Raw genomic sequence first — 21,003 nt, forward strand, 5'->3', positions numbered from 1 at the left:
TTTGAAATTAATGAATCCAGAATATAAGTAAAGAGGTGTTGTAAGTGTCTTTATTTGAAGAGCAAGAACTATTTTGGGACGGTGTTTTTGATGATGAAGACTATATATCCTACTTGCCCTATTTTAAAACAACAGTAAAAGATGATGGTAAGAGAGGTAGGGTTACGGATTCTATTCTTTACGTTTCATTACCGACTGAATTATCACAAAAAATTAAGTCGGTAGCTAATGACTCGCACATTGCAGTGTATATTATTCTATTATCTGGAGTTGAATGTTTATTAAATAAATATACCGGAAATGAAAACATTATCATAGGAATGCCAGCGATAAAACAAGATATAGGTGTTTTAAATGAAATTCTCATGTTGAAAAATAAAATAAATGCGGCGACCACATTTAAAACATTATTTAAAGATATTAATTTGTTTTTAAAAAGTGTAACAGAAAACCAAAATGTACCTTTCCGAAAAATGACAAAGAATTTAAATATACAATATAATGATGAACATTTGCCGATAATTAACACTGTTGTTTCTTTAGATGAGATACACTCTTCTTTTCTTAATGAAATTGGCGGAAGGGATATTCTGTTTCAATTTAATCTAGAAAATAATAGAGTGAATCTTAAAGTCGTATATAACGAGAGACGTTATGACCAAGAATATCTGGTGCAAGCTACAGAGCATTTAAAACAAATTTATACTAATATGTTATCTCAACCAGATTCTAGGCTAGATCAATTAGAATACTTATCTAAGGTTGAAACAGACAAAATATTTCTCGAGTTTAATGATACACAAGCAGATTATCCAAGTAATAAAACAATTCATCAATTGTTTGAACAACGGGCAGAATCTTTACCAAATAAAGTAGCCGTTGAATTTGAAGATAAACAATTGACATATCAAGAACTTAATGAGCGAGCCAATCAGTTGGCTCGGACTCTCCGATTAAATGGTGTAGGTTCGGAACAACTAGTGGGCATTATGACAGAACGGTCTCTGGAAATGATTATAGGTATACTTGGTATTCTCAAAGCTGGGGGAGGATATGTACCGATTGATCCTGAATTTCCTGAAGAACGAATTCATTATATATTAAAGGATTCAGAAGCTCAGCTGTTACTGACTCAAAGTCATTTAATGCATCGTGTATCATTCACTGGGAGAGTAATTCCTCTCGACTCCGAAGAGAGCTACCACGAAATTCAAACTAATCTTAATTCAATAGTGAGGCCAAATCATTTGGCTTATGTAATATACACTTCAGGGACAACAGGTAAACCAAAGGGTGTAATGATTGAACATAAATCAGTAGTGAATACTTTAACGGATTTAGAAAAAAGGTTTCCTTTGGGGATAGACGATGCCATATTATTGAAAACAAACTATACATTTGATGTATCTGTAACAGAACTGTTTGGCTGGTTTATCGGAAAAAGCAAATTAGTTATTCTTAAGCCAGGTTTAGAGAAGGAACCAGAAGCATTAATAAATATTATAGAAAAAAATAAAATTACTCATATTAATTTTGTACCCTCTATGTTACAAGTATTGTTGAATGAATTAAGGCAAATAAACATAAAAAAGCTTCAATCTTTGAAATATGTATTTTCTGCCGGTGAAGCATTGCCAGTTAAAACAATTAAGGAGTTTTATTCTGCATTATCATCACGATTGGAAAATATTTATGGTCCGACAGAGTGTACCATATATGCAACCTATTATGGAACCGATAGAACTATGAAAGGTCTTGTAAACACGCCTATTGGTAAACCATTAGGAAATGTACAAGCAGTTGTTTTAAAAGATTTGGAATTACAGCCTATAGGAGTCCCCGGAGAATTATGTATCAGTGGAGTTGGTTTAGCTCGAGGCTACTTAAACCGCCCTGACTTAACGGCCGAAAAGTTTGTCGATCATCCGTTTATCCCTGGTGAGAAATTGTATCGAACAGGAGACCTTGCCAGATGGTTACCGGAAGGTAACATTGAGTATTTAGGGCGGATTGACCATCAAGTAAAAATACGCGGATACCGTATTGAAATTGGGGAAATTGAGACAGTTTTATTGAATATGGAAGCTGTACAAGAAGCAATCGTGGTTGCGCATGAAGACGACAATGGAGATAAAGCGTTATGTGCATACTACGTTGCGAGTGAATCTTTTGCGGTCAGTGAGATGAAAGAGAAATTATCTGTCCAAATGCCAAGCTACATGATTCCATCTTATTTTATTCAGCTGGAGAAAATGCCGCTGACATCTAACGGGAAAATTGACCGTAAGGCACTCCCTCTGCCTGATCGAAATACACAAACTGGTGTAAAATATGTTGCGCCTCGTACATCAATTGAATTAAAGCTGGTTGAGATTTGGAAAGAGGTACTTAGCTTAAAACAAGTGGGAATACGAGATAATTTCTTTGACTTAGGAGGGCATTCTTTACGGGCTACTGATCTAGTTTCGAAACTTTATAAGCTATTGAAAATTAAAGTATCTTTAAGGGATGTATTTAACCATCCAACGATAGAACAATTATCAAGAATCATAAGTGTTGTGGAAGATCAAAGCTTTACATCTATTCCTGCTGTGGAACAGAGAGAGTCTTATCCGGTTTCCTCTGCACAAAAACGAATGTATATCTTGCATCAATTAGAAGGCGGAGAATTGAGTTACAACATGCCCAACTTGATGGTGGTTGAAGGAGAACTAGATGTTACTAGACTAGAGTCTGCCTGCATTCAACTGATTGATCGCCATGAATCTTTACGGACAAGTTTTAAATTATTGGATGGTGAGTTGAAACAGCTTATTCATGATAAAGTTAATTTTAAGGTAGAAGTTCGAAAGGTGAGACCAGAGGATTTAGATGAATATATTCAGGGATTTATACGTGCTTTTGATTTAAAGCAGGCTCCTCTTTTCCGAGTTCAGGTTCTTGAGTTCACATCAACAAAGCACATGATACTAATGGATATGCATCATGTTATTTCAGATGGCGTATCAATGACTGTAATTATGCAAGAGTTATTTCAATTATATGAGGGTGCCCAATTACCTGAACTGCGTATTCAATATAAAGATTATGCAGTGTGGCAACAAAATGAAATGAATCAAGAACAGATTCGAAAACAAGGAGCATATTGGTTAGAGACGCTTGGAGGAGATCTTCCTGTTTTACAAATGCCTACTGACTATGCGAGACCAGCTACCCGAAATTTTAAGGGAGCAAGAGTTGAGTTTACGATCGATGAGCACAGAAGTGAGGCGCTACAACAACTAGCTATGCAAACAGGTTCTACACTATATATGGTAATGTTATCAATTTACACGCTCATGTTGTCTAAATATAGCGGACAAGAAGACATTATTATAGGCAGTCTGATTGCAGGTCGCCCACATGCTGATTTGGATCGAGTTGTGGGAATGTTTGTGAACACGTTGGCAATGCGAAACTACCCAACAGGGGAAAAAACATTTGAGCAATTTGCGAGTGAAGTGAAAGAAAATGCCTTAAGAGCATATGAAAATCAAGATTATCCATTTGAAGAAATTGTGGAGACATTAGATGTCACCAGAGATATGAGCAGAAACGCGATCTTTGATGTCATGTTTGTATTGCAAAATATGGATCAAGAAGCCGGGAAAGTAGAAGGATTAGAAATAAAGCCGTTTGAATGGGAATATGAGATAGCCAAATTTGATTTGATGTTGACTGTAGTTGAATGGAACGGACAATTGAATTGTATGTTGGAATATGCGACATCTTTATATGAGGAAGCAACGATAGTACGAATGACAAAACATTTTACCCATCTGGTAGATAACATTTTGGCACATCCGCATACAAAACTATCAGAACTATCTATGGTCCTCGAAGAGGAGCGAATGCAGCTTCTTAGAGATTTTAATGATACAAAAGCAGAATATCCAAGAAACAAAACAATTCATCAACTGTTTGAAGAACAAGCAGAACGTGTACCAGATAAGGTAGCTGTTGTGTTTGAAGATAAACAATTGACATATCGTGAACTGAATGAGCGAGCTAATCAACTAGCCCGTACACTTCGAAATGAAGGAGTAGAGGCTGAACAGCTTGTTGGAATTATGACAGAACGTTCTCTTGAAATGATTGTAGGTATACTGGGTATTCTCAAAGCGGGCGGGGCATATGTGCCGATTGATCCGGAATATCCAGAAGAGCGAATTCGTTACATGATTGAGGACTCAGGAGTGAAACTATTATTAAAGCAAAGCCATAAGCAGCATATAGAATTTACTGGCACAGTGCTGAATCTAGATCAGGAAAGTAACTATCATAAAAATAGCTTGAATCTTGAAAACCATGTACAGTCAAACAATTTAGCATATGTGATCTATACGTCGGGGACAACAGGTGCTCCAAAAGGCACTTTGCTTGAACATAAAAATGTGGTTCGTCTCTTGTTTAACAGCAAAAATGTTTTTGATTTTAATGAAAAAGATACGTGGACCTTATTCCACTCTTTCTGTTTCGACTTTTCTGTATGGGAAATGTATGGAGCACTTTTGTACGGTGGCAAATTAGTAATAGTACCAAAAACGATATCAAAGAACCCGATACAATTTTTACAGTTGTTAAAAGATGAGGAAGTAACAATTCTAAATCAAACTCCTAGTTATTTTTATTTAGTGAAAGATCAAGAATTAACTCATTCTTCGTGTGATCTAAAAGTGAGAAAAGTAATCTTTGGCGGGGAATCATTGAATCCATCTTTATTAAAAGAATGGAAAGATAAATATCCAGACATAAAGCTAATTAATATGTATGGTATTACAGAAACAACCGTTCATGTAACATATAAAGAGATTACAGAAATCGAAATAAAAGATGGAAGAAGTAACATCGGAAAACCGATTCCTACATTAAATGCCTATATATTAAATGAGCAAAAAGAATTGCAGCCAATCGGAATACAGGGAGAGCTATATATTGCCGGAGAGGGTCTAGCTCGAGGCTACTTAAACCGCCCGGATTTAACGGCCGAAAAGTTTGTCGATCATCCGTTTATCCCTGGTGAGAAATTGTATCGAACAGGAGACCTTGCCAGATGGTTACCGGAAGGTAACATTGAGTATTTAGGACGGATTGACCATCAAGTGAAAATACGCGGATACCGGATTGAAATTGGAGAAATTGAAACAGCTTTATTGAATATGGAAGCTGTACAAGAAGCAATCGTGGTTGCGCATGAAAACGACAACGGAGATAAAGCGTTATGTGCATACTACGTTGCGAGTGAATCTTTTGCGGTCAGTGAGATGAAAGAGAAATTATCTGTCCAAATGCCAAGCTACATGCTTCCATCTTATTTTATTCAACTGGAGAAAATGCCGCTGACATCTAACGGGAAAATTGACCGTAAGGAACTCCCTCTGCCTGATGAAAAAAATATCCAGACAGGGGTTGAGTATGTAGCACCTCGTACACCAATTGAAACAAAGTTAGCTGAGATTTGGAAGGACATACTTGATATAAAACAAGTGGGAATACAGGATAACTTCTTTGATATAGGAGGTGATTCATTAAAAGTATTAAAACTAATACAATCTATAAAAGAACGAATGAGGACTGAAATTTCATTTCAAACAGTATTTAATGCTCAAACCATTGAATTATTAGCATTGGATCTAATGAATGGGAATATAAAATTAGAAGATGAAACAAAGTTTACACCAATAACTCATCGTGGAAACGTCAATGTGTTTTGCTTCCCGTCTCGCATAGGAATTGGGATGACATATATAGAGATGGCTTATTTGTTAGAGGGAGATTATAGAATATATATTACGGACTTTATTCATGATCACACAAATTTTGATGATATGATTCGTGAATATGCAGAGAATATAGTTCAAATACAAGAACAAGGTCCATATGTATTTCTGGGGTATTCTGGAGGAGGAAATATAGCATTTGAAGTTGCAAAGGTAATGGAAAAAAAAGGATTGGAAGTGTCAGATATAATAATGTTAGATACAACTCTTTGGAATGCCGAAGTAAATAAAAGAGCAATGAAAATGCTATCAGAAGTTAATCGTGAACATACAAAGGTTCCAGAATGGATGAATACGAAATATGTACAAAATAAAATTAATAAATTTACAATGTATTTGGAACAGCTAACGAATGAAGGAGTATTAGATTCTAATATTCACAATATTGTAATAGATAATTCAATGACTAAATTTAAAAAGGAGTGGGCAAATGCAACAACAAAAGATTATATAGAATATGATGGCTATGGGACACATGACGAAATTTTGCAACCTGAATATATCGATAAAAATGTTTCAATAGTCAAAGAAATATTAAAAAATATAAACAAGTCTGTTATGACATCGATTTAAACTGTTTTTTTAATTCTAAAATACAGAGAGTATTTTCCGAGAAATATTTTTCCTAATAATGTGAAATAAGAAATTAAATTATGTCAAGAAATTTATAATAACAGGTTTTTAATTCTTTTGTCGCTTCGGCGTCTGATCAAGACGTAAACATGATTTTCGGTTCTGTTATTAATGAAAATCTAAAAGATGAGATTGTGGTGACAGTGATTGCAACCGGCTTTATCGAACAAGAGAAGGACGTGACGAAGCCTCAGCGTCCAAGCTTAAATCAAAGCATCAAAACACACAACCAAAGTGTTCCGAAGCGTGAGCCAAAACGTGAGGAGCCTCAGCAGCAGAATACAGTAAGCCGTCATACTTCACAGCCGGCTGATGATACGCTTGACATCCCGACATTCTTAAGAAACCGTAATAAACGCGGCTAATGTAAAGGACAAAATCGTTTTCGATTTTGTCCTTTTTTGTTTTTCTCTTCACACTTTCCTTCTTATAAAGTCTTTTTCCCTATTGCTTCCTTCGCTTAGTAACAAAACAGATAATTAGACCTATTTATTTTTGTGACATTTTTATCATTTTCATATATATGGAAAATAAATGACATGAAACGACAATATCTGTAATTCAGATTGTCTACAGTTAATATACAGCGATGTTCTGACAAACCATTCATTATTAAAAGGAGGGACGACACTTTTTTTAAAAAGCATGTTGAAAAAGGGGGATGAAAATGAAGAAAAAAACGAAAAACAGACTCATCAGCTCTGTTTTAAGTACAGTTGTCATCAGTTCACTGCTGTTTCCGGGAGCAGCCGGGGCAAGCAGTAAAGTCACCTCACCTTCTGTTAAAAAGGAGCTTCAATCTGCGGAATCCATTCAAAACAAGATTTCGAGTTCATTAAAGAAAAGCTTTAAAAAGAAAGAAAAGACGACTTTTCTGATTAAATTTAAAGATCAGGCTAACACAGAAAAAGCGGCAAAAGCGGCTGTTAAAAAAGCGAAATCGAAGAAGCTGTCTGCCGCTAAGACGGAATATCAAAAGCGTTCTGCTGTTGTGTCATCTTTAAAAGTCACAGCCGATGAATCCCAGCAAGATGTCCTAAAATACTTGAACACCCAGAAAGATAAAGGAAATGCAGACCAAATTCATTCTTATTATGTGGTGAACGGGATTGCTGTTCATGCCTCAAAAGAGGTCATGGAAAAAGTGGCGCAGTTTCCCGAAGTGGAAAAGGTGCTTCCTAATGAGAAACGGCAGCTTTTTAAGTCATCCTCCCCATTTAATATGAAAAAAGCACAGAAAGCTATTAAAGCAACTGACGGTGTGGAATGGAATGTAGACCAAATCGATGCCCCAAAAGCTTGGGCACTTGGATATGATGGAACTGGCACGGTTGTTGCGTCCATTGATACCGGTGTGGAATGGAATCATCCGGCATTAAAAGAGAAATATCGCGGGTATAATCCGGAAAATCCTAATGAGCCTGAAAATGAAATGAACTGGTATGATGCCGTAGCAGGCGAGGCAAGCCCTTATGATGATTTGGCTCATGGAACCCATGTGACAGGCACGATGGTGGGCTCTGAACCTGATGGAACAAATCAAATCGGTGTAGCGCCTGGCGCAAAATGGATTGCTGTTAAAGCGTTCTCTGAAGATGGCGGCACTGATGCTGACATTTTGGAAGCTGGTGAATGGGTTTTAGCACCAAAGGACGCGGAAGGAAATCCCCACCCGGAAATGGCTCCTGATGTTGTCAATAACTCATGGGGAGGGGGCTCTGGACTTGATGAATGGTACAGAGACATGGTCAATGCCTGGCGTGCGGCCGATATTTTCCCTGAGTTTTCAGCTGGGAATACGGATCTCTTTATTCCCGGCGGGCCTGGTTCTATCGCAAATCCGGCAAACTATCCAGAATCGTTTGCAACTGGAGCGACTGATATCAATAAAAAGCTCGCTGACTTTTCTCTTCAAGGGCCATCTCCATATGATGAGATAAAGCCGGAAATATCTGCACCGGGCGTTAATATTCGTTCATCCGTTCCTGGTCAGACATATGAGGATGGTTGGGACGGCACATCAATGGCAGGGCCGCATGTATCCGCTGTTGCTGCACTGCTGAAACAGGCGAATGCCTCACTTTCTGTTGATGAGATGGAGGATATATTAACCAGCACGGCTGAACCGCTCACGGATTCAACATTTCCTGATTCACCGAATAACGGATATGGCCATGGTCTGGTGAATGCTTTTGATGCTGTATCCGCTGTTACAGATGGTTTAGGCAAAGCGGAAGGACAAGTTTCTGTAGAGGGGGATGACCAAGAGCCTCCTGTCTATCAGCATGAGAAAGTAACTGAAGCTTATGAAGGTGGTAGCCTGCCACTGACTTTGACAGCTGAAGACAATGTGAGTGTGACATCTGTAAAGCTGTCCTACAAGCTTGATCAAGGTGAATGGACAGAAATAACGGCTAAACGAATCAGCGGTGATCATCTAAAAGGAACGTATCAGGCAGAGATCCCAGATATAAAAGGAACTAAACTAAGCTATAAGTGGATGATTCACGATTTTGGCGGTCATGTCGTTTCGTCTGACGTATACGATGTAACAGTGAAACCAAGCATCACGGCGGGATATAAGCAGGACTTTGAAACTGCACCCGGCGGCTGGGTTGCGAGCGGAACAAATAATAACTGGGAATGGGGAGTTCCGTCAACTGGCCCAAATACAGCAGCATCCGGAGAAAAAGTATATGGAACGAATTTGACAGGAAATTATGCCAACTCAGCAAACATGAACCTTGTTATGCCTCCTATTAAAGCACCTGATTCAGGAAGTCTGTTCCTTCAATTTAAAAGCTGGCACAATTTAGAGGATGATTTTGATTACGGCTACGTTTTTGTTCTTCCGGAAGGTGAAAAGAATTGGGAGCAGGCTGGTGTCTATAACGGAAAGACATCAAGCTGGACGGACGAAGAAATTGATTTATCGGCTTATAAAGGCCAAAACATTCAAGTGATGTTTAACCTTCAATCTGATGAAAGCATTGCAAAAGAGGGCTGGTATATTGATGATGTAGTGCTTTCTGACAAATCAGCCGGAAAAACAGTCAAAAAGAATAAGCTGGGCGTCGAAAAGCCGTCTGGAAAGCAAAAGAAAAAGCCAGTAAATCCGAAAAAGGCTAAGCCATCTGCAAACACAGCGGTAAAACATCAGAACAAGGCTATACAGCCTCAAGTTTTGCCGCTCAGGGCACAAGTCAGTGTAGTGGAAACAGGAAAATCAACATATTCAGATCAATCCACAGGGCAGTACACGCTGAAGCACAAAGCGGGAGACTATACGCTTATGGCAGAAGCATATGGTTATCAGTCGAAAACACAAAAAGTATCTTTAAAGACGGATCAGACGACACAAGCTAATTTTACGTTAGAAGAGATGAAGAAGGGCACATTAAAAGGCACGGTCATCAATAAAACGACAGGAGAGCCGGTAACAGGCGCTTCCGTTTATGTTGTAGAGGATGCTGCGGTGGAACCTGCTATGACAAACGACAAAGGTGAATATACGCTGGAGGCCTATGAAGGCGCTTATACGATTAAAGTCGCTGCACCGGGTTATTACAGTGATGAATTTTCCGTTGAGTTAAAAGGTGATGTTACAAAAGAAACTGCATTGAAGCCTTTCGTCGGTTATCCGGGTGAAATTGCATATGATGACGGAACAGCGGAGAATGCCAATTCCTATTTTGCTGCCGGTAACGGATGGGCGGTAAAAATGACGCTCGCTGACGGCAAGGACAAAGGCATGCTTACAGGAGGGCTGTTTAGATTCTGGGATACAGAGTTCCCAGATCCGGGCGGCACAGAGTTTAAGGTTGAGGTATACGATGCCACAGGAAAAGACGGAGCACCGGGCAAGAAAATTGCCGGGCCATTTAACGCTGAAGCTCTTCGCAATGGCGAGTGGACTAAGGTAGATCTCAGTTCAAAAGGGATTATGGTCGATAAAGACTTTTATCTCGTATATATCCAGTCGAAACCTGACCCGTATTCACCTGGACTGGCAATGGATGAAACCGGCAAGAATTCCGGCCGCAACTGGCAGTATATAGGTGGACAATGGGAGCCGGGTGACAAAGCAGACGGCAACTATATGATTCGCGCATTAGTTGATTACGAAGCTGCTGTACCTGAGATTACTTCACCGACAGACAAATCATACACAAATAAGGATAGCGTCACTGTAAAAGGAAAAGCTTCTCCTGGTACAACGGTACACATTTATAATGGAGAGAAAGAGGCAGGAGAAACGAAAGCCGCTGCGGATGGCACGTTCCATGCAGGCATCACACTCAACAAGGGTGAAAATGAGCTGACGGCAACTGCATCAACTGACAACGGAACAACAGATGCCTCCAGCCCAATCACGGTCACGCTTGATCAAGAAAAGCCTGAGTTAACGCTGGACAATCCAAAGGATGGCGGGAAAACAAATAAAGAAACGCTGACTGTCAAAGGGGCTGTATCCGATGACAATCTGAAAGACGTCAAGGTGAATGGCAAAAAAGCAACAGTAGCTGATGGTTCATACTCAGCCCGGATTCTTTTGGAGAATGGAAGCAATGAAATCAAGGTGATTGCTACAGACTTAGCAGGCAACAAAACGACGAAAAAGGCTGTCATTGATGTCAATTTTGACAAGCCTGTCATTTCCGGCTTAATTCCGGGAGAGGATAAAAACTTAAAAGCCGGTGAATCTGTGAAAATCGCTTTCTCAAGCGCTGAGGATTTAGATGCAACGTTTATCATTCGTATGCCGCTGACAAATGCAAGAGCGAGTGTGCAAAATGCCACCGAACTCCCGTTAAGAGAAATCTCTCCGGGGAGATATGAAGGCTATTGGACAGCGACTTCTTCTATTAAAGCAAAAGGAGCAAAAGTAGAAGTGATCGTCCGAGATGATTATGGAAATGAAACTAGAAAAACTGCGAATGGAAAACTTAATATCAACACAGAAAATTAAGTGGAAAAAAGCTGCCGTCATTGGCAGCTTTTTTATATATCCTCTCATTACACTTCCTCGACAAATTAAGCAGATTTCCCTGAAAAATTGTATTTTCTTCTCAACATTAATTGACAGACTTTCCCACAGAGCTTGCTTTATACTTATGAAGCAAGAAGGGGAACAGCGTGAGGCAAGAAAGAAAGGAGTCAGATGTGAAAATCTATTTAGATGTCATTTGGCTGTTAAACTTTTGTTTTGATGCACTTTTGCTTTTGCTCACGGCATTTATTTTAAAACGGCATGTAAAAAAAAGAAGACTGGTAGGCGGAGCGTTCATCGGTTCCAGTATTGTCCTTTTGATGTTTACTCCTTTTTCGCCGATTGTTGAACATCCGGCTGGGAAGCTAGCTTTTTCAGTTGTGATTGTGGTGGTGACATTTGGCTTTAAAAGATTTCGGTTTTTCTTTCAAAATTTGTTTTCCTTTTATTTTGCCACTTTTTTAATGGGGGGAGGAATTATCGGAGCCCATTCTTTGCTGCAGTCAAATTCTATTGTTCAAAACGGTGTTATGATTACCAATCAAACAGGGTTTGGAGACCCGATCAGCTGGTTGTTTATTGTTGGTGGCTTTCCAGCATTATGGTTTTTTTCTAAAAGAAGAATTGAAGATATTGAAACAAAAAACATTCAATATGAGGAACGAGTCAGCGTGCAGGCAGATTTGGGCAGCCAAACACTTCATGTCAGAGGCCTGATTGATTCCGGTAATCAGCTGTACGATCCTCTTACAAAAACACCGGTAATGATCATTTACATTGATAAATTGGAGCCGATTTTCGGAACAGCCGAAACGATGATCATTCGAAACACAGACCCATTGGAAGCCATCGAACAGCTCGATGATTCCTTTCGCTTTTTAGATAAAATGAGGTTGATTCCATACAGGGGAGTTGGTCAGCAAAATCAATTTTTATTATGCGTTAAACCGGATCACGTAACGATTATGACAAAAGAAGAAATGATTTCTGCAGATAAATGTTTAATCGGTATCAGCACAACAAAGCTGTCGGCAGATGGAGAGTTTGACGCGATTATTCATCCGAAAATGCTTTCGGGCAAGGCTGTAAAACACGTTTCATAATGTTCGCAAATGTCCGTTACTTATCATACTCAAACGGCGTGACATTTAGAAGGGAGAGGAAGATGAAAAAACTGAAATTACGGTTGACGCACCTCTGGTATAAGCTGCTGATGAAACTTGGGCTGAAAAGTGATGAAGTCTATTACATAGGCGGGAGTGAAGCCCTGCCGCCTCCATTATCTAAAGATGAGGAGCAGGTTTTGTTAATGAAGCTCCCAAACGGCGATCAGGCAGCGCGCGCCATTCTAATTGAACGCAATTTGCGTCTGGTCGTATATATCGCCCGTAAATTTGAAAATACGGGAATTAATATAGAGGATTTAATCAGCATCGGTACCATCGGTCTAATCAAAGCTGTGAATACATTCAATCCAGAAAAGAAAATCAAGCTTGCTACCTATGCCTCCCGGTGTATAGAAAATGAAATCCTGATGTATTTAAGAAGAAATAACAAAATCCGTTCAGAGGTTTCCTTTGATGAACCGCTTAATATTGATTGGGACGGCAATGAGCTTTTGCTTTCTGATGTGCTCGGCACTGACGATGACATCATCACTAAAGACATAGAAGCTAACGTCGATAAAAAGCTTTTGAAAAAAGCGCTTGAACAGCTTAATGAGAGAGAAAAGCAAATCATGGAGCTGCGGTTTGGGCTTGTCGGTGAAGAAGAAAAAACCCAAAAGGATGTAGCGGATATGATGGGGATTTCTCAGTCTTATATTTCGCGGCTTGAGAAAAGAATTATAAAAAGGTTGAGAAAAGAGTTCAACAAAATGGTGTAAAAAATTTTATGGTTAGAACCCCTTGATTTTACAGGGATTTCCTGGTTTCGACAGTTTTTCGGTCTGAGTGCAGTGCATATTTTTCCCACCCAAGGAGATACTTAACGTTGTACAGCAGCTCCTGTAGGGAGGGAAAAAAGTGTCGAGAAATAAAGTCGAAATCTGCGGGGTGGATACCTCCAAATTACCAGTACTCAAGAATGAAGAGATGAGAAAGCTGTTTAGGCAGCTGCAGGATCAAGGCGATGATTCAGCAAGAGAAAAGCTTGTAAACGGGAACTTGCGTCTTGTCTTAAGTGTCATTCAACGATTTAATAACAGAGGGGAGTATGTTGATGACTTATTTCAAGTCGGCTGCATCGGACTAATGAAATCCATTGATAATTTTGACCTAAGCCATAATGTTAAGTTTTCAACATACGCTGTACCTATGATTATCGGAGAGATCCGCAGGTATTTACGCGATAATAACCCGATCCGTGTCTCAAGATCACTCCGGGACATCGCTTACAAGGCGCTTCAGGTAAGAGAGCGGTTAATCAGTGAGACAAGCAAGGAGCCGACTGCAGAAGACATCGCAAAAGTTCTTGAAGTACCGCATGAGGAAATTGTATTTGCGCTTGATGCCATCCAGGATCCGGTTTCTCTATTTGAACCGATCTATAACGACGGCGGAGACCCGATCTATGTGATGGACCAAATCAGTGATGAGCGTAATACAGATTCACAATGGATTGAAGAGCTGGCTTTAAAAGAGGGCATGAGAAGGCTGAACGATAGGGAAAAAATGATTTTGAGAAAGCGATTCTTCCAAGGGAAAACCCAAATGGAAGTTGCCGAAGAAATCGGAATATCCCAGGCGCAGGTGTCCAGACTTGAAAAAGCGGCTATCAAACAAATGAATAAAAATATTCATCAATAATGAAAAGCCTTTAAAACGATGTTGTTTTAAAGGCTTTTCTATTGATTACGGATGGTTTACGTTTTGGAAAAAGTAAGGTATCCTAGTTCGTACAAAGTTTTATGAAAATTAAAACAATTATAAAAGGCAATAAAGAGGAGGACCACGATGATTTTGCAGCTTGACAATGTCTCACTAAAACGGAATGGGAAATGGATACTGAGAGATATTCATTGGAAGGTGGAAGAAAAGGAAAATTGGGTGCTTTACGGCCTTAATGGCGCCGGGAAGACAGCGCTGTTAAATATGCTGTGCTCATATTATTTTCCAACATCAGGCGAGATGCAGGTGCTTGGCCATGAATTTGGCAAAACAGAGCTTGGGGAAAAGCTCAGACGTAAAATTGGCCTCGTCTCAGCAGCTCTTCAGCAAAAATTGTATCCGGCAGATTCAGCCTTTGAAATTGCTTTGAGCGGAGCTTACGCTTCGATTGGGTTATATGAAACGCCAAGTAAGAAAACCAGGGAAAAAGCGATTGGTTTGTTAGAGGACTTTGGAGCAATTGAATATGCCGATCGCCGCTATGAAACCCTTTCTCAAGGGGAAAAACAAAGAGCGTTGATTGCTAGAGCACTAATGGCCGATCCGGAGTTGCTGATACTGGATGAACCAGTCACAGGACTGGATTTTATTGCCCGGGAAAAGCTGTTAGATACGATTACATACATTGCAAACAAAGAAAATGCACCATCTATCCTTTATGTGACTCATCATGCTGAAGAAATTTTGCCTGTCTTTGATAAAGCCCTTTTATTAAAACAGGGAGAGGTCTTTGAATCCGGAGAAATAAAGGAAATGCTTACTGATCAAATACTTTCCGCTTTTTTTGATACGCCAATCCATGTATTATGGAATCAGGATCGGCCGTTTTTAACAAGAGCTGAGCCGATAACGAATGCCTGACAAACATATATAGATTCATCCTAGGGGTGCTTTGCGAAGCTGAGAGAGACTTTGTCTCAACCCTTTTGACCTGATCTGGATCATGCCAGCGGAGGGAAGCGGTGAAAAGCGGAGTACATCGGACTCCGTTTGTTTTTATTAAGCCGTTTCATCACATTTGAAACGGCTTTTTTGATTTTAAAGAATAGGAGCGGATTTACATTGGATCAACAAATAGACTCTTTGCAAAAAAAAGTGGAAGAACATAAGGAGGAGCTTATTCAGCTTGCGAAAACGCTGATTTCTTATCAAACACCCGCTCCGCCTGCAAGAAATACAGAGGGCATTCAGTCTTGGATTGCGGGATATTTAAATGAATTGGGATTCTCGATCGACAAATGGGATGTGTACCCTGGAGATCCCAATGTTGTAGGGAAGCTAAAAGGGACAGATTCAGCAGATTATTATAGCCTGATTATCAATGGCCATGTAGATGTGGCAGAGGTAAAAGAGGATGAAGAATGGGAGCATGATCCATTTCATCCAATTGAAAAAAACGGTCTCTTAATCGGGCGGGGCGCTTCCGATATGAAGGGCGGAATGGCGTGTGTGCTGTTTGCTGTCAAATTGATTCGTGAAGCAGGCATTGAACTTCCCGGTGATCTGATTCTGCAATCGGTTATTGGGGAGGAAGTTGGAGAAGCCGGCACACTTGAATGCTGCAAGAGGGGCTACCACGCTGATTTTGCAATTGTCGCGGATACGAGCGATATGCATATTCAAGGCCAAGGGGGTGTCATTACAGGCTGGATCGAAATCAAAAGCAGTCAAACATTTCATGATGGAACGAGACGGAATATGATTCACGCAGGCGGAGGAACATTCGGAGCAAGCGCAATTGAAAAAATGGCAAAAATCATTGGGGGGCTCGGTGAACTTGAGCGCCACTGGTCTATTATGAAAAGTTATCCCGGTTTTAAACCAGGCACAAATACGATTAACCCGGCAGTTATAGAAGGCGGCAGACATGCGGCTTTTATAGCGGACGAATGCCGGTTGTGGATCACAGTCCATTTTTATCCGAATGAAACCCATGACCAAGTGGCAGCGGAAATAGAAGATTACGTCAATCGGCTGAGTGACAGTGATATTTGGCTTAGGGAAAACCGCCCTGTATTCAAGTGGGGAGGCTCATCTATGATAGAAGACAGAGGAGAAATTTTTCCGGCATTGGAAGTTGACCCTGGCCACCCAGGCGTCTTAGCGCTAACTGCCTCTCATGAGAAAGTGAAACGGGAGTGTCCAATTATTGACGTTTCTCAATCAGTTACAGATGGCGGATGGCTGTATGATGCCGGTATTCCATGCGTAATATACGGTCCTGGAGATCTGCACAGTGCACACTCTGTGAACGAGAAGGTATCGATTGAGCAGCTAGTAGAGTATACAAAAATTTTACTCGATTTTATCATCAGCTGGTGCAGCCGGAAAAAAGAACAATGACATGAAAATTTCTTCTTGCTGACAAGGTTCAGCCTGCCCGTTCATATACTTGAACAAAAGGACGGAAAAAGGACGTGATGGAATGATCAGCATTTCAGAATTTCAGGTAAAGGATGTCGTCAATGTCTCAAACGGAAAAAAGCTGGGGAGTATTGGTGATATTGATATCAATGTGACCACTGGAAAAATTCAGGCGATCATACTCGGAGGAAATGGGAAAGTTCTCGGATTTTTTGGAAAAGAAGAGGAATTGGTCATTCCATGGCGAAATATAGTAAAAATCGGGGAAGATGTAATCTTAGTCCGATTAAGTGAACCACATGCATAAACCTGCTTGTCTGCCGCAGATTGGCAAATGCCGGAAGTCTCGATTCTTCCGGCACATTTCATTTAGAAATATGTAAATCGGCGCTCAACGAATGCAGTAAGATGTGGTAAAATAAGTGGGAAATTCCGCTTTTTTAAATGTTTGTCGAAAGGTTGGATCATCATGAATACATATCACCCATTCAGTCTTACCACACCCTCGACACTCATGATACAAGACTGGGTTCAAACGAATCAAAACAACAAAAAAGTCATTGCCGGATTTACGACAAAAAACGGCGGTGTCAGCCAAAAGCCTTTTGAATCGTTAAATACAGGATTGCACGTTCATGACAAAGATGCAGATGTAGTTAAAAATCGTGAATTTATTGCCGATATGTTTAATACTGATTTGCAGTCTTGGGTATTCGCTGATCAGACACATGATAATCGCGTTCAGAAAGTGACGCAGAGGGATAGGGGAAAAGGCGCCCGTGAGTATCACACGGCTCTAAAAGCAACGGACGGGCTATATACAAATGAAAAAAATGTATTTTTAGCATTATGCTTTGCTGATTGTGTGCCTCTTTTCTTTTATGATCCGGTTAAGTCGCTTGTCGGAGTCGCCCATGCCGGGTGGAAAGGCACCGTCAAACAGATTGGCAGAGAAATGGTGAAGCAATGGATTGAGAAGGAAGGTTCAAATCCCTCAGATATTTACGCTGTTATTGGCCCGTCTATCAGCGGAGCATGCTATACGGTAGACGACCGCGTAATGGATGCTGTCCGCGCATTGCCGGTTTCAGCAGACCTTGTCGTTAATCAGACGGCAAAGGCACAATATCAGCTTGATCTGAAAGAGCTGAACCGTCTTATACTGATGGACAGCGGTTTGGCAAGTGAACAAATTTCTGTCAGCGGTTTATGCACGGAAAGCGAGCCGTCTCTTTTCTATTCTCACCGCCGCGATCAGGGGAAAACTGGACGGATGATGTCCTTTATCGGAATGAAGGAGGCATAAAAGATCTTGCGTGTTGTTGATAATTTACGACATATAAACGAACGAATAAACGAAGCATGTAACAGATCGGGCCGCAGCTCCGATGAAGTTACGGTTATTGCAGTCACTAAATATGTATCGCCTGAAAGAGCACAGGAGGCAGTAGATGCTGGCATCACCTGCCTCGGAGAGAATCGGGATGCGGAACTGCTCCGCAAACAGGAATTGATGAAAGGGAATCCGGAATGGCATTTTATCGGCAGTCTGCAATCAAGAAAAGCAAAATCTGTCGTCAATGCGGTTTCCTATATCCATTCCCTAGACCGGCTCTCATTAGCGAAAGAAATTGAAAAACGGGCTGAAGGTACTGTACGATGCTTTGTGCAGGTCAATACCTCTCTTGAGCCTTCTAAACACGGCATGAAAAAAGAAGAAGTCATTCCATTCATACAGGAGCTTTCCGGTTTCGAACATATCCTTGTTGCCGGGCTGATGACAATGGCTCCGCTGACTGATGATCAAGATCAGATCAGAAGCTGTTTCAGGTCGCTGAGAGAACTCCGTGACCAGGTTCAGAAGCTGAACCAGCCGAACGCTCCGTGTACTGAACTGTCGATGGGCATGTCAAATGATTTTGAAATTGCAATTGAAGAAGGAGCTACTTATATTAGAATCGGCTCATCGTTAGTCGGAAATGAAACAGGGGGTGTACAGCAATGAGTATGAAAAATAAACTGAAAAACTTTTTCTCAATGGAAGATGAAGAATACGAATATGAATATATTGAGACAGAGCGGGAATCTCATGAGGAGCATGAGCAAAAAGAAAAGCCGGCTTACAACGGGAATAAACCTGCGGGCAAACAGAATGTAGTGAGCTTGCAAAGTGTTCAGAAATCCTCTAAAGTGGTGTTGAGTGAGCCGCGCGTTTATGCGGAGGCGCAGGAAATAGCCGACCATTTGAAGAACCGGCGGGCAGTTGTCGTCAATCTTCAGCGGATACAGCATGACCAGGCGAAGCGGATTGTTGACTTTTTAAGCGGAACCGTTTATGCCATTGGCGGCGATATTCAAAGAATCGGCTCAGATATTTTCCTCTGCACGCCTGACAACGTAGATGTATCAGGCACAATTTCTGAGCTCATATCTGAAGACGAACATCAGAGGTGGTAAAGCGAGATGATCCTTTATCAAGTTTTTTCGGTTTTAAGCTTATTAATCACAATATACTCATTTGCCCTGATCATATATATTTTTATGTCATGGGTGCCGAGTACGAGGGAAACAGCAGTCGGGCGTTTTTTGGCTTCGATTTGTGAACCATATCTCGAACCATTCAGAAAAATCATCCCTCCGATTGCAATGCTGGATATTTCACCAATCGTAGCAATACTTGTGCTTCGGTTTGCGACAACCGGCTTGTGGGGGCTTTATCGCATGATTGCGTTTTAATGTGACAGTTTGATAGGGGCTTGGCAGCAGCCAAGCCTCTTTACATAGAAGGGAAAGACGATGAGCGATATATATCAGCACTTCAGAAAAGACGAGCGGGCCTTTATTGATCAGGCGCTCGAATGGAAAAGAATTGTCCAGGAGCAGTACCGGATGAAGCTGACCGACTTTTTAGACCCCAGAGAGCAGGTCATCCTCTCTGCTGTTACGGGACAGGCTGACGTCGGGCTTGCTTTTTCCGGCGGCTATGACAGAGCGGAGCGGAAACGGGCGATTCTGTATCCAGAGTACATTACTCCGGAAGAATCGGATTTTGAATTGCAGGCGTTTAACGTCCGTTATGCTGACAAGTTTGTCTCAGTAGATCATCGTTCTCTGCTTGGTGCATTAATGGGCATAGGATTAAAGCGGCAAAAATTCGGTGACATCGTGTTTTCTGAGACAGCAGTGCAATTGATTGTCTCAGCCGATACCGCTGATTTTGTGGCTGCACAGCTGACCCAAGCAGGCAAAGCGGCGGTCAGCCTAGAGAAAATTGACTTGTCAGACCTTAACATTCCAGCAGTTGATGTCGAAATAAGAGATGACACGGTTTCTTCTTTAAGGCTTGACGCCGTCTGCGCCTCTATGAGCAGGCAATCCCGCCAGAAATCACAGACGCTTGTGAAAAACGGTCTTGTGAAAGTGAACTGGAAGGTGGTTGAAGATCCTTCATACATAGTCGCGGAAGGGGACATGCTGTCTATCAGAGGTTTTGGCCGGTGCAGCTTAACAAAAATCGAAGGGAAAACCAAAAAAGACAAATGGAGAGTTACGTTTGAACGACAAAAATAGTCGGTTTTTCAGTTTTTTTCTCCATCTGTGCGAAATTTGTTTTATAATGTGAACTAGATAACCGTACTGAAATGTAAAAATGGAGGTGGCATCATGCCATTAACGCCAAATGATATTCACAACAAGACGTTTACAAAAAGTTTTCGCGGATATGATGAAGATGAAGTAAATGAATTCCTAGCCCAAGTCAGAAAAGATTACGAAATTGTTCTCCGCAAGAAAACTGAGCTTGAAGCGAAAGTCAATGAGCTAGATGAAAGAATCGGACACTTTGCCAATATTGAGGAAACATTGAATAAATCAATTTTAGTTGCTCAAGAAGCGGCTGAAGACGTAAAACGCAATTCTCAAAAAGAGGCAAAGCTGATTGTTCGGGAAGCGGAGAAAAACGCTGATCGCATTATCAACGAATCGTTATCAAAATCAAGAAAAATTGCAATGGAAATTGAAGAGCTGAAAAAACAGTCTAAAGTGTTCAGAACACGTTTCCAAATGCTGATTGAAGCTCAGCTTGATCTTCTGAAAAATGACGATTGGGATCATCTCCTTGAGTATGAAGTCGACGCTGTATTTGAGGAAAAGGAATAAATTCTCTGATTATCTTGACATTTTCTTAGCTTGTCGAATATAATACGTTCATAAATTCAGATGAAAAAACGGTTGAAAGGGACAGTCATGTTTCCTTCAGGCCTTCATAGCGACCCGGAGATGGTGAGAGTCCGGGATGGCCGGAATCATG

General features: G+C 40.7%; 14 protein-coding genes, 1 pseudogene, 1 riboswitch and 1 other annotated feature (1 of these 17 running past the window's edge). All 15 genes and pseudogenes read left to right on the top strand.

What is annotated here, in order from left to right:
* Positions 1 to 44 precede the first annotated feature (44 nt).
* The 15 genes and pseudogenes from NSQ12_RS08540 (at position 45) to divIVA (ending at position 20,852) form a co-directional block, all read left to right on the top strand.
* Positions 45 to 6,392 (top strand): non-ribosomal peptide synthetase, encoded by a 6,348-nt coding sequence (locus NSQ12_RS08540; protein WP_240304268.1) that lies wholly within the window; start codon positions 45 to 47, stop codon positions 6,390 to 6,392.
* Positions 6,393 to 6,511: 119 nt separating this feature from the next.
* Positions 6,512 to 6,817, top strand: a pseudogene (locus NSQ12_RS08545) (cell division protein FtsZ); the annotation flags it as partial.
* A 302-nt stretch (positions 6,818 to 7,119) separates the two neighbouring features.
* Positions 7,120 to 11,421: a bacillopeptidase F gene (locus NSQ12_RS08550; RefSeq protein ID WP_163182349.1), complete on the top strand. Its 4,302-nt coding sequence runs from the start codon at positions 7,120 to 7,122 to the stop codon at positions 11,419 to 11,421.
* Between the two features lie 194 nt (positions 11,422 to 11,615).
* A complete protein-coding gene (spoIIGA, locus tag NSQ12_RS08555) occupies positions 11,616 to 12,545 on the top strand; it encodes a sigma-E processing peptidase SpoIIGA (protein WP_003232163.1) in 930 nt (309 codons plus the stop codon).
* 62 nt (positions 12,546 to 12,607) lie between these two features.
* Positions 12,608 to 13,327, top strand: a complete 720-nt coding sequence (sigE, locus tag NSQ12_RS08560) for an RNA polymerase sporulation sigma factor SigE (protein WP_003221446.1) — start codon at positions 12,608 to 12,610, stop codon at positions 13,325 to 13,327.
* A 139-nt stretch (positions 13,328 to 13,466) separates the two neighbouring features.
* Positions 13,467 to 14,249 carry an RNA polymerase sporulation sigma factor SigG gene (gene sigG / locus NSQ12_RS08565; RefSeq protein WP_163182348.1) on the top strand — a complete coding sequence of 261 codons (783 nt, stop codon included), beginning with the start codon at positions 13,467 to 13,469 and terminating at the stop codon, positions 14,247 to 14,249.
* A gap of 147 nt (positions 14,250 to 14,396) precedes the next feature.
* Complete coding sequence (locus NSQ12_RS08570; protein WP_089172541.1) at positions 14,397 to 15,191, top strand: ABC transporter ATP-binding protein; 795 nt, start codon at positions 14,397 to 14,399, stop codon at positions 15,189 to 15,191.
* A 12-nt stretch (positions 15,192 to 15,203) separates the two neighbouring features.
* Positions 15,204 to 15,305: riboswitch (TPP riboswitch) on the top strand.
* Between the two features lie 87 nt (positions 15,306 to 15,392).
* Positions 15,393 to 16,673 carry an N-formyl-4-amino-5-aminomethyl-2-methylpyrimidine deformylase gene (ylmB, locus tag NSQ12_RS08575; RefSeq protein ID WP_089172743.1) on the top strand — a complete coding sequence of 427 codons (1,281 nt, stop codon included), beginning with the start codon at positions 15,393 to 15,395 and terminating at the stop codon, positions 16,671 to 16,673.
* 82 nt (positions 16,674 to 16,755) lie between these two features.
* Complete coding sequence (locus NSQ12_RS08580; RefSeq protein WP_003232153.1) at positions 16,756 to 17,001, top strand: YlmC/YmxH family sporulation protein; 246 nt, start codon at positions 16,756 to 16,758, stop codon at positions 16,999 to 17,001.
* Between the two features lie 162 nt (positions 17,002 to 17,163).
* Positions 17,164 to 18,000: a peptidoglycan editing factor PgeF gene (pgeF, locus tag NSQ12_RS08585; RefSeq protein ID WP_131227398.1), complete on the top strand. Its 837-nt coding sequence runs from the start codon at positions 17,164 to 17,166 to the stop codon at positions 17,998 to 18,000.
* Between the two features lie 6 nt (positions 18,001 to 18,006).
* The gene (locus NSQ12_RS08590; RefSeq protein ID WP_014479734.1) at positions 18,007 to 18,699 is read left to right on the top strand and encodes a YggS family pyridoxal phosphate-dependent enzyme; all 693 of its coding nucleotides are present in this window, start codon (positions 18,007 to 18,009) and stop codon (positions 18,697 to 18,699) included.
* The gene (gene sepF, locus NSQ12_RS08595) at positions 18,696 to 19,151 is read left to right on the top strand and encodes a cell division protein SepF (protein WP_003244791.1); all 456 of its coding nucleotides are present in this window, start codon (positions 18,696 to 18,698) and stop codon (positions 19,149 to 19,151) included. Before NSQ12_RS08590 ends, sepF begins: the two co-directional genes overlap by 4 nt.
* Positions 19,152 to 19,157: 6 nt before the next feature.
* The gene (locus NSQ12_RS08600; RefSeq protein ID WP_003221463.1) at positions 19,158 to 19,430 is read left to right on the top strand and encodes a YggT family protein; all 273 of its coding nucleotides are present in this window, start codon (positions 19,158 to 19,160) and stop codon (positions 19,428 to 19,430) included.
* A 60-nt stretch (positions 19,431 to 19,490) separates the two neighbouring features.
* Positions 19,491 to 20,264: an RNA-binding protein gene (locus NSQ12_RS08605; RefSeq protein ID WP_015383612.1), complete on the top strand. Its 774-nt coding sequence runs from the start codon at positions 19,491 to 19,493 to the stop codon at positions 20,262 to 20,264.
* Between the two features lie 93 nt (positions 20,265 to 20,357).
* Entirely contained in the window at positions 20,358 to 20,852 is a 495-nt protein-coding gene (gene divIVA, locus NSQ12_RS08610) for a septum site-determining protein DivIVA (protein WP_003221468.1), read from the top strand.
* 62 nt (positions 20,853 to 20,914) lie between these two features.
* Positions 20,915 to 21,003, top strand: a binding site (T-box leader) (it continues 138 nt past the right edge of the window).

It is taken from the genome of Bacillus sp. PS95, from assembly GCF_037963565.1.
GTDB lineage: Bacteria > Bacillota > Bacilli > Bacillales > Bacillaceae > Bacillus > Bacillus subtilis.

Bases quoted from the DNA above. Each gene is read 5' to 3' on its own strand.
- NSQ12_RS08550 (WP_163182349.1), top strand. From the start codon at position 7,120: ATGAAGAAAAAAACGAAAAACAGACTCATCAGCTCTGTTTTAAGTACA.
- sigE (WP_003221446.1), top strand. From the start codon at position 12,608: ATGAAAAAACTGAAATTACGGTTGACGCACCTCTGGTATAAGCTGCTG.
- NSQ12_RS08570 (WP_089172541.1), top strand. From the start codon at position 14,397: ATGATTTTGCAGCTTGACAATGTCTCACTAAAACGGAATGGGAAATGG.
- NSQ12_RS08580 (WP_003232153.1), top strand. From the start codon at position 16,756: ATGATCAGCATTTCAGAATTTCAGGTAAAGGATGTCGTCAATGTCTCA.
- pgeF (WP_131227398.1), top strand. From the start codon at position 17,164: ATGAATACATATCACCCATTCAGTCTTACCACACCCTCGACACTCATG.
- sepF (WP_003244791.1), top strand. From the start codon at position 18,696: ATGAGTATGAAAAATAAACTGAAAAACTTTTTCTCAATGGAAGATGAA.
- NSQ12_RS08600 (WP_003221463.1), top strand. From the start codon at position 19,158: ATGATCCTTTATCAAGTTTTTTCGGTTTTAAGCTTATTAATCACAATA.
- NSQ12_RS08605 (WP_015383612.1), top strand. From the start codon at position 19,491: ATGAGCGATATATATCAGCACTTCAGAAAAGACGAGCGGGCCTTTATT.
- divIVA (WP_003221468.1), top strand. From the start codon at position 20,358: ATGCCATTAACGCCAAATGATATTCACAACAAGACGTTTACAAAAAGT.